This window comes from Delftia sp. CH05 (assembly GCF_009827015.1).
Lineage (GTDB): Bacteria > Pseudomonadota > Gammaproteobacteria > Burkholderiales > Burkholderiaceae_C > Comamonas > Comamonas tsuruhatensis.
Genome location: NZ_WUMG01000036.1, coordinates 45,941 through 58,803 on the forward strand (window position 1 = coordinate 45,941; position 12,863 = coordinate 58,803).

A 12,863-nucleotide genomic window follows, 5' to 3' on the forward strand; every position below is an offset into this window, starting at 1 on the left:
AGGATATAGTCAGCACCGTTGTCGAGACCCGTACCCAGTACCTGAGTCGGCAACCACATCTCCCGCGCAACGGCTTGCCAGCCGCTTCCTGCAGGATGTGTTTCGCGACCTTTGTCGCCCAGTTGGTCTGTAGAGCTGCAGCCAACCGAGTTCCTAGATGCTCACGCAGACCTTTTCAAGGCTGCGAACCTGACTGAACCACATTTCAAACACCGGCATTCCCATGGGCAAGTACGTCGTCTCGCCCTCGACACACCCGACCGACTGCGGCCGCTTCCGCGCCTCCTTCTCGGTCCATCGCTCCCAGGGCAACGGCAGCTACTGCCGCGTATTCCGTTTCGACAAGGCATTCGCCTCCAGCGAAGCGGCACGGCTGTTTGCCGTCACCCAAGGCTGGCTTCAGACCTGCATGCAGCACCCGCCTGCGTGCTGATGGCCCGCTTGCTGCGAACCCCTATCCATTTCCTGCGGCGGATTGCACAGTCCTCCGCCTGCATTCCAACGGTGCGCCCGTTTGCGCACATCTAAGCAAAGAGGTTTTCCTATGACCACCAAAATCTACGTGGGCAATCTGCCCTACTCCGTGACCGACTCCAGCCTGGAAAGCAACTTCGCCGAATTCGGCAGCGTGGCTTCCGCCAAGGTCATGATGGACCGCGAAACCGGCCGCTCCAAGGGCTTCGGTTTTGTGGAGATGGCTTCTGCCGAAGTCGCCCAGGCCGCCATCACCGGCCTGCACGGCATGTCCGTGGACGGACGCTCGATTGTCGTGAACCTGGCGCGTCCTCGCGAAGAAGGCCGCAGCTCGGGTGGCTACAGCCCGCAAGGCTATGCAGGCAAGCGTGCCGACGTCGGCTATGGCAATGGCGGCCACGGCGGCGGTCGCTACTGATAGCGTCCAATTCCAAGAAAACCGGCTCTTTGGGCCGGTTTTTTTTCGCCTGCGGTTTTCTGCCGATGTCGGCATGAAAAAACCGGCCGCCCTTGCGGGCCGGCCGGTCATGCTTCAAGCCTGCCGGGGTCTGGCCCCGGCAAAGGCAAAGTGGCTTACCGCAGCGCGTCGATGGCGGCGTTGAAGGTGGCGCTGGGGCGCATCACGGCGTCCATCTTGGCCACGTCGGGCTGGTAGTAGCCGCCAATGTCCACGGCCTTGCCCTGCACGGCGCGCAGCTCTTCGATGATCTTGGACTCGTTGTCCGCCAGCTGCTTGGCCAGGGGAGCGAACTTGGCGGCCAGCTCGGCGTTCTCGGTCTGGGCAGCCAGGGCCTGTGCCCAGTACAGGGCGATGTAGAACTGGCTGCCGCGGTTGTCCAGCTCGCCGGTGCGGCGCGAAGGCGACTTATCCTCGTCCAGCAGCCTGCCGGTGGCTTCGTCCAGGGTCTTGGCCAGCAACTTTGCGCTGTCGTTGCCGTTCTTGATGCCCAGGTCTTCCAGCGACACGGCCAGTGCCAGGAACTCGCCCAGCGAATCCCAGCGCAGGTGGTTTTCTTCCACCAGCTGCTGCACGTGCTTGGGAGCGGAGCCGCCGGCACCGGTTTCGTACATGCCGCCACCGGCCATCAGCGGCACGATGGACAGCATCTTGGCGGAGGTGCCCAGTTCCATGATGGGGAACAGGTCGGTCAGGTAGTCGCGCAGGATGTTGCCGGTCACCGAGATGGTGTCCAGGCCGCGGGCCACGCGCTCCAGCGTGTAGCGCATGGCGCGGACCTGCGACAGGATGTGGATTTCCAGGCCCGTGGTGTCGTAGTCCTTGAGGTAGGTGTTGACCTTCTTGATCAGCTCGGCCTCGTGCGGACGGTAGGGGTCCAGCCAGAACACGGCAGGCATGCCGGAGTTGCGGGCACGCGTGACGGCCAGCTTGACCCAGTCGCGGATGGGCGCATCCTTGACCTGGCACATGCGCCAGATGTCGCCCTGCTCCACGTTCTGGCTCATCAGCACTTCACCGGTGGCCAGGTCGACGATGTTGGCAACGCCGTCTTCCTCGATCTCGAAGGTCTTGTCGTGCGAGCCGTACTCTTCGGCCTTTTGCGCCATCAGACCCACGTTGGGCACGGTGCCCATGGTCTTGGGGTCGAAGTTGCCGTGCCACTTGCAGAAGTTGATCATCTCCTGGTAGATGCGGGCAAAGGTGGACTCGGGCATCACGGCCTTGCAGTCGTAGGGCTTGCCGTCGGCGCCCCACATCTTGCCGCCCTGGCGGATCATGGCGGGCATGGACGCATCGACGATCACGTCGTTGGGCGAGTGGAAGTTGGTGATGCCCTTGGCGGAGTCCACCATGGCCAGCGCGGGACGGTGTTCCTGGCAGGCGTGCAGGTCACGGATGATCTCTTCGCGCAGCGAGGCGGGCAGCGTCTCGATCTTCTCGTACAGCGTGGACATGCCGTTGTTGACGTTGACGCCCAGCTCGTCGAACAGCTTGCCGTGCTTCTCGAAGGCTTCCTTGTAGTAGATCTTCACGCAGTGGCCGAACACGATGGGGTGCGAGACCTTCATCATCGTGGCCTTGACGTGCAGCGAGAACAGGATGCCGGCGTCGCGGCAGTCGTCCAGTTCCTTTTCGTAGAAGTCGCACAGCGCCTTCTTGCTCATGAACATGGAGTCGATGATCTCGCCGGCCTGCAGCGCGACCTTGGGCTTGAGCACCACGGTCTTGCCGCTCTTGGTGGTCAGCTCCATCTTGACGTCGCGGGCCTTGTCCAGGGTCATGGACTTTTCGCCGTGGTAGAAGTCGCCGTGCTCCATGTGCGAGACATGGGTTTGCGACCACTGCTTCCACTCGCCCATGGAGTGCGGGTGCTTCTTGGCGTAGTTCTTGACGGCGGCGGGAGCGCGGCGGTCGGAGTTGCCTTCACGCAGCACGGGGTTCACGGCCGAGCCCAGGCACTTGCCGTAGCGCGCCTTGATGTCCTTTTCCTGGTCGTTGGACGGGTTCTCGGGGTAGTCGGGCAGTGCGTAGCCCTTGCCCTGCAGCTCCTTGATGGCAGCCGTCAGCTGGGCCACGGAGGCGCTGATGTTGGGCAGCTTGATGATGTTGACATCGGGCTCCAGCGTCTTCTTGCCGAGCTCGGACAGGGTGTGGGCCACGCGCTGGTCTTCGGCCAGGAATTCGGAGAACTCACCCAGGATGCGGTGGGCCACGGAGATGTCGGCGGTCTCGACATTCACGCCGGCGGGTGCTGCAAAGGCGCGCACCACAGGCAGGAAGGCACTGGTGGCCAGGCGCGGGGCCTCATCGGTCAGGGTGTAGATGATGGTGGGTTGCTGCGTGCTCATCTCTTGTCTCAGGTAGTGAAAAAGGTAGGGGTCGCGCCGCAGGCCGTCGAACCGGGCATCCGCTAGGGGAAACGGGCCGGTGCAGCCTGACGCTGTAGGACCGTCACGCAATGCCCCGTCGCGCCAGCATGCTGCCCCGGCGTTTTCTGCAATGCGATCCCACAATACAAAATTCTAAGCGGAACCTGCCGGATTTTTTAAGTCTTGTAGAAGACTTAGGGTTTTACAGCGGCATTCAGGCCCTGTTTTCACAGGGAAACGGCTTGGAGCCCCTGCGTTTTCTGCCATGCAAAAAATGCTGTGGCGTGACGAACACGCAAGCATGGCAGAGCACCGGGCCACACCCAGAGCCGATACATCCACAACGATTCATCGTGCGCGAAGCGGCGGGCAAACACCCCCGGCGAAAACCCCGTGATCAGGCGCTGTTCACGGCACACACAGGCCGGGTCGGAAACGCCCCCGGCCAGCACCGGCGTCTGGGGCAGCAATCACACGCCAATGCCCGGGAACACGGGTAAACGTGGCGACATATTGCGCCAAGTCATCTACAAAGCACGCCAATTACGCCAAATTGTCATCCATCCACCTTTATTCTGTCTTTTTGACTAGAACTACTGGACTGGAGACGATTTGAGTACCCTGGCAATCGTGATTTCACTGGCGGGACTGATGTTCCTGGCCTACCGAGGCATCTCCGTGCTGCTGCTGGCCCCCCTGATGGCTGCCGTGGCCGTGCTGCTATCCGGCGACCTGGGCCATATGCTGCCGCTGTACACCAGCACCTTCATGGGCGCACTGGGCAACTACATGCTGCAGTTCTTCCCCGTGTTCCTGCTGGGCGCGCTGTTCGGCCAGTTGATGGCCGACTCGGGCGCGGCCACCGCGATATCGCACTGGATCATGCGCGTGCTGGGCGAGAAGCACGCCATCCTCACGGTGGTACTGGCCTGCGCCGTGCTCACCTATGGCGGCGTGTCGCTGTTCGTGGTGGCCTTTGCCATCTATCCGATTGCCAAGTCGCTGTTCCGCGCGGCTCATGTGCCCAAGCGGCTGATACCGCCCACCATCGCGCTGGGCTCGTTCACCTTCACCATGACGGCGCTGCCGGGCACGCCGTCCATCCAGAACGCCATTCCCATTCCCTACTACGGCACGAACGTGTTCGCGGCGCCGGGCCTGGGCATCATCGGCGGCATGACCATGCTGGCCCTGGGCCTGTGGTGGCTGCAGTCGCGCGCGGCCAAGGCACGCGTGGCGGGCGAAGGCTACGGCGATCATGACGACGCTGTCGAGCAGGGCCTGCATGACGAAAGCGACCCCGCCCTGCACAGCCGCCGGGACCTGCCGCTGCTGCTGGCCCTGCTGCCGCTGGTGCTGGTGATCGCGGTCAACGCGCTGCTGACCTACGGCGTGTTCCCGCAAATGGATTTCGGCTTCCTCAAGGACCGTTTTCCTGCCGTGAACCCGGCCAAGCAGACGGGCCTGTGGGCGCTGATCCTGTCCCTGGCCGTGGCCTGCGCCGCACTGGTGCTGCTGGGCCTGGGCCGCTGGCGCAATCTCAAGGAGTCGGTGAACAAGGGCGTGCTGGGCTCCATGCTGCCCATCTTCAACACCGCCTCGGAAGTGGGCTACGGCGCGGTCATCGCGAGCCTGGCCGGCTTTGCCATCATCCGCGAGGCCGTGCTCAACGTGGCGCCCCACAACCCGCTGATCTCCGAGGCCGTGGCCATGAACGTGCTGGCCGGCATCACGGGGTCGTCGTCCGGCGGCCTGTCGATTGCACTGTCCACACTGGGCAAGGACTACCTGGCCATGGCCGCCCAGCTGGGCATCAGCCCCGAGCTGCTGCACCGCGTGGCCGTGATGGCGGCCGGCTGCTTCGACACCCTGCCGCACAGCGGCGCCATCATCACGCTGCTATCCATCTGCGGCCTCACGCACCGCCAGTCGTACGGCAACATCGCCATCATGACCATTGGCGCGCCACTGCTGGCCCTGGTGCTGGTGATCACGCTCGGTACCATGTTCGGGTCTTTCTGAGGGACCAGGGCGCAGAGCGCGCGCGGGAAATACCACGGCATCGCGCCCACCACAACCGGCATATGACGTATATGCGCGGGGCGGGTGCATGGCAACAATGCATGCACGGCGATAAGGCATCGCCCCGGTTCATTCCCGCATCACCGACAAGACGACATCCGCTGCCAAAGCTGCCAGCGCCGATGTCGGGCAACAAGGCCCGAACCGCTCCCTGACCTGGAGCGGTTCGGGCCTTTTTTTGTTGGCCGGGAATCGAAGGGGCAGCGATGCCGCACGCCGCCCCCTCAACCCCTTCAGGAGCAGCAGCATGAGACACGGAGATATTTCCAGCAGCAACGATTGCGTCGGCGTGGCGGTGGTCAACTACAAGATGCCGCGCCTGCACACCAAGGCCGAGGTGCTGGACAACTGCCGCAAGATCGCGGACATGCTGGTGGGCATGAAGCGCGGCCTGCCGGGCATGGACCTGGTGATCTTTCCCGAGTACTCCACGCACGGCATCATGTACGACGCCAAGGAGATGTACGACACGGCCAGCGCCATCCCGGGCGAAGAGACCGAAATCTTTGCCGACGCCTGCCGCAGGGCCAATGTCTGGGGCGTGTTCTCGCTGACCGGCGAGCGCCATGAGGAGCACCCCAACAAGGCGCCCTACAACACCCTGATCCTCATGAACAACCAGGGCGAGATCGTGCAGAAGTACCGCAAGATCATGCCCTGGGTGCCCATCGAGGGCTGGTACCCGGGCGACTGCACCTATGTGAGCGAAGGCCCCAAGGGCCTGAAGATCAGCCTCATCATCTGCGACGACGGCAACTACCCCGAGATCTGGCGCGACTGCGCCATGCGCGGCGCCGAGCTCGTCGTGCGCTGCCAGGGCTACATGTACCCGGCCAAGGAGCAGCAGATCATGGTCTCCAAGGCCATGGCCTTCATGAACAACTGCTACGTGGCCGTGGCCAATGCGGCGGGCTTCGACGGCGTGTACTCGTACTTCGGGCACTCGGCCATCATCGGCTTCGACGGCCGCACCCTGGGCGAGACCGGCGAGGAGGAGATGGGCATCCAGTACGCCGAACTGTCCAAGCACCTGATCCGCGATGCGCGCAAGAACGGCCAGTCTCAGAACCATCTGTTCAAGCTCGTGCACCGCGGCTACACCGGCACCATCAACTCCGGCGACGGCGACAAGGGCGTGGCCGCCTGCCCCTACAACTTCTACAGCCAGTGGGTCAACGATCCCGAGGGCACGCGCGAGATGGTGGAGTCCTTCACGCGCACCACCGTAGGCACGCCCGAATGCCCCATCGAAGGCATTCCGCACGAGGCGCCCAAACACCGCTGACAGCGTCCTGCCTCCGCAGCCTGCAGGCCCGGGGGCAGGCCCGCCCATGAACACGGAAAGGTGAAGAGTGAAGATGAGCACGACAACAACCACAGGCCCGCTGCACGCTCCTGCCAGCCAGGCCGCCGACCCGCTGGCGGCCTACCGCATCGAGGAAGAGCCCTTCTACCGCCCTTCGGGCCGCGAAGTGCAGCTGTACCGGCAGGCCTACCAGCACCGCATGCCGCTCATCCTCAAGGGCCCCACGGGCTGCGGCAAGACGCGCTTTGTGGAGTACATGGCCTGGGCACTCAAGCGCCCCCTGGTCACGCTGGCCTGCAACGAGGACATGACAGCCTCCGACCTGGTGGGCCGATACCTGCTGGATGCCGACGGCACGGCCTGGCACGACGGCCCGCTGACCCTTGCCGTGCGCCACGGCGGCATCTGCTATCTGGACGAGGTGGTGGAGGCCCGCCAGGACACCACGGTCGTCATTCACCCGCTGACCGATGCGCGCCGTGCCCTGCCGCTGGACAAGAAGGGCGAGGTGGTGCATGCCCATCCCGACTTCCAGCTGGTGGTCTCCTACAACCCCGGCTACCAGAGCAGCGCCAAGGACATGAAGCCATCGACCCGCCAGCGCTTCGCGGCCCTGGACTTCGACTACCCGGCGCCCGAGATCGAGGCGGACATCGTGGCCCACGAGACCGGCATTGCCCCGGCCACCGCTCGCAGCCTGGTCAGCCTGGCACGCAGCACGCGCGAACTGCGCCACCGGGGCCTGGACGAAGGCGCCTCCACCCGCATGCTGATCTACGCAGGCCTGCTGATGCGCGACGGCATGCCGGTGCACGACAGCTGCGACATGACCATCACCAGCGCCCTGACCGACGACCCCGACACCGCCGCCGCGCTGCGCCAGCTGGTCGAAGCCGAGTTCGGCGCCTGAGGGCCGCGCGCCATGGCCATCGTCTCCGCTGTCTTGCCCGAAGAGTCCCGTCTGCTGCACACGCTGGGCCTGCTGGCCAGCGGCCTCGCGCGCCAGCCTGTCGCCGTGCAGGCGCTGGCCAGGGCGCCGGCGCCGGGCCAGGCCCACGCCCTGCCGCCGCGCGCCGTGCTGATCAGCCAGCCTGCCCGGCTGCTGATTCCCGCCAACTTGCCCATTCAGGCAAACCTGCACGCAGCAACGATGGCCCATGCCGCAGCCCATCTGCGCTTTTCACCCGCCCGCCAAGACAGCAGCGCCCTCAAGCCCATGGGCCAGGCCGTGGTGGGCGCACTGGAAGATGCGCGCGTGGAGCGGCTGCTGTGCCTGCAGCACCCCGGCGTGCGCCGCTGGTTCGAGGCCTGCATCGCCCCCGAGCCCGACCCATCGGACCTGGGCTTTGCCGCCTTCATGGCCCGGCTGGACCGCATGCTGCTGTGGCCAGAGCGCATGGACGGCAACCACTGGATCCACAAGGCCCGCGACCTGTTCGAGGACGCCGCCACGCGCCACGGGCTGGAGGACTACGCCGCATTCCGGGCCATTGCGTCCATCCTGGCCAACGACCTGGGCCAGATGCGCGTGCGCATGGACCCGCAGCACCATGCCGTGCCCAGCATCTACCGTGATGACAACAGCTATCTCTGGCAGCATCCGGAGTCGCCTCAGGGCGAGGAAGACACACTCGCGCTGCAGCAGTCCGCTGCGCGCGCGGCCCCTCCTCCATCGGCCGGCGCAGGACAGCAGTCCGATGCCCAGGAAGGCCAGTCGCTGGACCTAGGCCTGGAACTGTCGCGCCACAGCTATCCCGAATGGGACCGCAGGTCGGAGCGCCTGAAGACGGACTGGTGCACCGTCATCGACACCCCGCCCGCATGGCAGGCCGAGGCTCTGGCCGGGAAAGGCTCCCAAGCCGGCAGACAGACACTGCCGCCCCTGCCGCTGCCGCCCGCACGCCAGCTGGACCGGCGCCAGCGCCTGCGCCGCCAGTGGGAAGGCGACGACCTGGACTTCAATGCCGCCATCGAGGTCCAGGTGGACCGCCGCCTGAACCTGCGACCGGAACCTCGCCTTTTCATGCGGGCCGGCAAAGGCCCGCGCCCCACCAGCCTGCTGGTGCTGATGGACGCTTCCGAATCGGTCAACACGCCCGGCCCCCACGGCGCCAGCCTGCTGGAGCTGGAGAAACAGGCGGCCCTCATGCTGGCCGAATCGCGTGCAGGCCGCAGGACCGGCGTGGACCGCCTGGCCATCCACGCCTTCTCGTCCAACACGCGCGCCGAGGTCCGCTACCTGCGCCTGCTGGACTTCGGCCAACCCTTTGCCGCAGCAGCGGCCACCCGGTTGCAGGCACTGCAGGGGCGCCATTCCACACGCCTGGGCGCCGCCCTGCGCCACGCCAGCAGCCTGCTGGCGGCCGAGCCTGCCGGCCAGCGCCATCTGCTGGTGATCACCGACGGAGCACCCGCCGACATCGACGTGCATGACGACCGCTACCTGATCGAAGACGCGCGCCATGCCGTGCAGCAGGCCCGCGCCGCAGGCATACGCATCAGTTGCCTGGCCGTGGACAGCCAGGCTGACGGCTATGTGCGCCACATCTTTGGCGGGCGCAACTACGGCATTGCCGACGACGCGCGGCATCTGCCAAGGCGGCTGTCCCAGATGGGCGCAAGGCTCGCAGCCGGCCGCTGACCACGGCAAGCGCCACGGAAATCTCGATTAACCTGAAGCCTGCAAAGAACGCACGCCAGCACCTGGCATACAAGGAACCCATGAACGACCCCGTCAGAGTCGGCATTCTTTACTCGGCCACCGGCACCACATCGACCATCGGCCAGTCCCAGCTGCAGGGCGCGCAGCTGGCCATCGACGAAATCAACGAGTCGGGCGGCCTGCTGGGGCGTGAACTGGTCGCCGTGCGCTACGACCCGGCCTCCACGCCGGCCCGCTATGCGGCGCTGGCCGCGCAGCTCATCGTGGGCGACGGCATCAACGTCATCTTCGGCTGCTACATGTCCAGCAGCCGCAAGGCCGTCATCCCCATCGTCGAGAAATGGAACAAGCTGCTGTTCTATCCGACGCTCTACGAGGGCTTCGAGTTCTCGAGCAATGTCATCTACACGGGCGCCGCGCCCAACCAGAACAGCGTGCAACTGGCCGACTACATGACCAGCAGCTTCGGCGCGCGGGTCTACCTCATCGGCTCGGACTACATCTATCCCTACGAGTCCAACCGCATCATGGGCGAGCTGGTCATGCAGCACCCGGGCAGCGACAAGCTGGGCGAACACTACCTGCCGCTGGACGCCACCGAGCGCGACTACGCGGCCATCATGCAGGACATCCGCGCAAGGCAGCCGGACTTCATCTTCTCCACCGTGGTCGGCGACTCCACGGCCAGCCTCTACCGCGCCTATGCCGACGCGGGCTTCAATCCGCAGACCATGCCGATTGCCAGCCTCACCACCTCCGAGGCCGAGATCGCCCAGATGGGTGCCGACGTGGCGGCCGGCCACTTCACGGCCGCGCCCTACTTCCAGTCCATCGATTCACCGGCCAATGCGCGCTGCCTGGCCCGGCTGCGCCAGCGCCTGGGCGACGACTGCCGGCCCAACCTGTGCTGGGAGGCCGCCTACTTTCAGATGCACCTGTTCGCCAACGCCTTCCGCCAGGCCGGCAGCGACCGCATCGGCGATCTGCTGCCCCATCTGCTGGGCAGCGAGTTCGACGCGCCCCAGGGCCGCATCCGGCTCGATCCCGGCAACCACCACACCTGGCTGTACCCGCGCGTGGGCCGCGCCAATGCCCAAGGCGGCTTCACCATCGTGCGCCAGGCCACCCGGGCCGTCTCGCCCGACCCCTATCTGGTCACCCATTCACTGGGCGACTGGACCGCCAGCCTCGGTGCCCTGGAGAACTGAGCGTGGATGCCGCACCGAACAAGGAAACCGGCAGCGCTGCCACAGGCCGGCCGCTGCTGGAAAGAAAGCCGCTGCTGCGCGCCACCTCGCCCCAGCTCAAGGAACTGCGCCAGCTGCGCATTGCCGTCGTCCACCCCGAAGACGCGGACGGCCGCCTGCTGGCCCAGCAACTGCAGCGCATAGGCTGCCAGGTCCAGGCCATCTGGCCGCCCCAGCCCAGCCTGCCCGAAGGCACGGACGTGGTCTTCCTGGCCGTTCGCCCCGATCACCTGCAGTTGAACTACACCTGGACCCAGGGCGAGGGAGAGAGCCCGCCCACCGCCATCGCCGTGGTCAACTACGAGAACCCTACCATCGTCTCCGCCGTGCTGGAGCTGCAAGTGCAGGCCATCCTGCCCACGCCCATCCGCTCCTTCGGCCTGCTGTCCACCCTGGTGCTGGCGCGCAGAAACCACAAGGAATCACGCCAGCAGCAGCAGCGCATCACCAAGCTCCAGGCCAAGCTGCTGGGCCAGCGCCGCGTGGCCGAAGCCAAGGCCATCCTCATGCAAACCCACCAGATCAACGAAGACCAGGCCTACGACATGATCCGCGCCCAGGCCATGAGCCGGCGCAGCTCGGTGGAGGAGATTGCCCAGGCCATCGTCCATGCGAGCGAAATACTGTCGCTGGGCAAGGGCGTGGGCGGGTGAAGGGGCCGGGCAGAAACAGCGCGGACGAGTGAGGTGCTATTGGCACATCGTCATTGCGTCGGCTGCCAGGTTCAGAAACGCCGAGTATTGATGCCGTCAAGGGCGCCGCAGGCCCGTTGACTGCGCCAAGGACAAGGATGATCGGCAAGTGCTTCATTGCCTTGCAGAGGCATAGGCCCAAGCGGCCGGGATGACACAATAGCCTGATCACATCTGAGACCGTGAGAGAGCAATGACAGATCCGAAAAAGTTGCAAGAAGACAGAGAATCGGAAAGCAACATGCCCAAAAATCATCTTGGGCAGAGCCCCACTCCTCCTGCTGATCTCAGCTTACAGGCCGCAGGCCCGAGTGGATCCATCGCAGGACGTGATCACAAAGCCCTGGACAGGATGAGAGCGGCCTTGAATGCAAGCATCTCTGCCTTGTCGCCTGAAGAAATTCTCGGGAATGAAACTGCTCAATCGCCACAGAGCCTTCCGGAACCTGACCTCCAATCGGCAACATCAAGCTCAAAAGGCTCATCGCAATCGCCATCACCGCCGAAAGATATTAATCTATTCCAGCAGCAGGCTTCAGGTGGCTTTGAATATGCTTCGTTTCTCCATTCCTACCCGCATGGAGTAAAAACTCCTGACCAAATATCAAACCATTCCTATATCGCATCAAAAAATTCAAAGCCCTCCAGCCATGCAAACAATAAGACCCGGGAAACCCATGTTTCACCAGGGATTCCCCTCATAGAGTTCAACGCGAAAATCAGCAAATCTACACCAACCACATCAAACCCTAAAATCAATATCAAGGTTTCAGAAAATCCCATCTCCAAAGATACGCCAGATAACGAGATAAAAACTCAAAAAACACCAGACAGCCCCACCAAAAAAAGTACTCCAATTCAACCCATACTGCTCAAAGTACGACCCAGCGGGGTAGATACCCCACCCCGCCAACAAATAACAGGATCGACGCCGTTCAGCCACATGCTGGAGGGGCGGCGAAGGGAACAGGAAGAGCGCGAAGACAAAAGAACCGAGTACGCCAGGCGCAGCGCGATAGCTTCGGAAGCTGCACTGCGGGCAGAACGAAATCGCGCGATGGAAGCGCAAAAAGAAGCCGCCTTCTACCGTAATGAGGCCGCCCGTGCAAAGGACGAGGCAATGCTCGCCCGCAAAGGCATGTGGCTGGGACTGATGGTTGCCTTGGCTTGTGTGTGCACTGCCATCCTTGCTTACCTGATAACCGCGCCGCACCTCTGTTGAGCGGCTTTGCACCATGACCCAGTCCAGCCAGCCCCGGACAGGCCACGTCTTTAGAGTGGCTAACACCACCGATCCACGAAGCGTGCACAGATGATCGCCGCTGCCAGTTTTAGCAGCGCTTCGTGGATATCCAGCCGTCGTTCAAAGCGGATTCGCAACTTGCCAAAGCCTGCAAACCATCCATGAGTCCGCTCCACCACCCAGCGATGCTTGCCCAGTCGCTCGCTACTCTCAACGCCTCGCCTGGCAATGCGGCTGGCGATGCCCCGTTGTCTCAAGTGCGCACGGCAACGCTTGTAGTCATAGCCCTTGTCGGCGTGCAACTTCGATGGTCTTTTGCGGGGGCGCC

General features: G+C 64.2%; 11 protein-coding genes. 9 read left to right on the forward strand and 2 right to left on the reverse strand.

Annotated features, from left to right (window positions below):
- Nucleotides 1–223 precede the first annotated feature (223 nt).
- A complete protein-coding gene (locus GRX31_RS22430) occupies nucleotides 224–433 on the forward strand; it encodes a hypothetical protein (protein WP_016445961.1) in 210 nt (69 codons plus the stop codon).
- A 111-nt stretch (nucleotides 434–544) separates the two neighbouring features.
- Entirely contained in the window at nucleotides 545–892 is a 348-nt protein-coding gene (locus GRX31_RS22435; protein WP_016445960.1) for an RNA recognition motif domain-containing protein, read from the forward strand.
- Nucleotides 893–1,047: 155 nt separating this feature from the next.
- On the opposite strand, the gene GRX31_RS22440 is transcribed toward GRX31_RS22435, so the two are convergent.
- Complete coding sequence (locus tag GRX31_RS22440; protein ID WP_016454629.1) at nucleotides 1,048–3,282, reverse strand: NADP-dependent isocitrate dehydrogenase; 2,235 nt, start codon at nucleotides 3,280–3,282, stop codon at nucleotides 1,048–1,050.
- Between the two features lie 633 nt (nucleotides 3,283–3,915).
- Here GRX31_RS22440 and GRX31_RS22445 point away from each other — a divergent pair.
- The 7 genes from GRX31_RS22445 to GRX31_RS22475 all read left to right on the forward strand — a co-directional run bounded on the left by GRX31_RS22445 (nucleotide 3,916) and on the right by GRX31_RS22475 (nucleotide 12,514).
- On the forward strand, nucleotides 3,916–5,325 hold the full coding sequence (locus GRX31_RS22445; RefSeq protein WP_016454628.1) for a GntP family permease: 1,410 nt from the start codon (nucleotides 3,916–3,918) through the stop codon (nucleotides 5,323–5,325).
- Between the two features lie 307 nt (nucleotides 5,326–5,632).
- Complete coding sequence (locus GRX31_RS22450) at nucleotides 5,633–6,670, forward strand: aliphatic amidase (protein ID WP_012205469.1); 1,038 nt, start codon at nucleotides 5,633–5,635, stop codon at nucleotides 6,668–6,670.
- Between the two features lie 73 nt (nucleotides 6,671–6,743).
- Complete coding sequence (locus GRX31_RS22455) at nucleotides 6,744–7,601, forward strand: CbbQ/NirQ/NorQ/GpvN family protein (RefSeq protein WP_061288696.1); 858 nt, start codon at nucleotides 6,744–6,746, stop codon at nucleotides 7,599–7,601.
- A 12-nt stretch (nucleotides 7,602–7,613) separates the two neighbouring features.
- Complete coding sequence (locus GRX31_RS22460; RefSeq protein ID WP_160854891.1) at nucleotides 7,614–9,332, forward strand: nitric oxide reductase activation protein NorD; 1,719 nt, start codon at nucleotides 7,614–7,616, stop codon at nucleotides 9,330–9,332.
- An 80-nt stretch (nucleotides 9,333–9,412) separates the two neighbouring features.
- Nucleotides 9,413–10,561, forward strand: coding sequence for a transporter substrate-binding domain-containing protein (locus GRX31_RS22465; protein WP_160854893.1), 1,149 nt, complete (start codon nucleotides 9,413–9,415; stop codon nucleotides 10,559–10,561).
- A 2-nt stretch (nucleotides 10,562–10,563) separates the two neighbouring features.
- Complete coding sequence (locus tag GRX31_RS22470; protein ID WP_160854895.1) at nucleotides 10,564–11,253, forward strand: ANTAR domain-containing protein; 690 nt, start codon at nucleotides 10,564–10,566, stop codon at nucleotides 11,251–11,253.
- Nucleotides 11,254–11,485: 232 nt separating this feature from the next.
- Complete coding sequence (locus GRX31_RS22475; protein ID WP_160854897.1) at nucleotides 11,486–12,514, forward strand: hypothetical protein; 1,029 nt, start codon at nucleotides 11,486–11,488, stop codon at nucleotides 12,512–12,514.
- A gap of 59 nt (nucleotides 12,515–12,573) precedes the next feature.
- Here GRX31_RS22475 and GRX31_RS22480 read toward each other — a convergent pair.
- Nucleotides 12,574–12,863: transposase (locus GRX31_RS22480; RefSeq protein ID WP_160854899.1), on the reverse strand; the 290-nt coding region annotated here is incomplete at its 5' end.